Source organism: Virgibacillus sp. M23, from assembly GCF_034190895.1.
GTDB classification, from domain to species: domain Bacteria; phylum Bacillota; class Bacilli; order Bacillales; family Amphibacillaceae; genus Virgibacillus; species Virgibacillus salarius.
On record NZ_JAWDHA010000310.1, the window covers coordinates 1 to 422 of the forward strand.

At 50.2% G+C, this 422-nt stretch carries 1 pseudogene; it reads left to right on the forward strand.

Annotation, left to right across the window (positions count from 1 at the left end):
• Positions 1-422, forward strand: a pseudogene (locus RVS70_RS22710) (DNA-directed RNA polymerase subunit beta); the annotation flags it as partial.

The following is a 422-nucleotide window of genomic DNA, read 5'->3' on the forward strand; positions in this document are numbered from 1 at the left end:
ATGCAAAAGTAAATCGTTTTGGCTTTATTGAAACGCCATACCGCCGCGTTGACCCTGAAACAGGGAAGGTAACGGGCAGAATCGATTACTTAACTGCTGATGAAGAGGATAACTATGTTGTCGCTCAAGCGAACGCTCGTCTTGATGACGAAGGCGCCTTTATTGATGACAGCATCGTAGCACGTTTCCGCGGGGAGACCACCGTTGTTTCCAGAAACCGTGTAGACTACATGGATGTATCGCCTAAGCAGGTTGTATCTGCTGCGACAGCATGTATCCCGTTCTTAGAAAACGATGACTCCAACCGTGCCCTCATGGGAGCGAACATGCAGCGTCAGGCTGTGCCTTTGATGCAGCCGGAAGCGCCATTCGTTGGAACTGGTCTGGAATACGTATCAGGAAAAGACTCTGGTGCCGCTGTT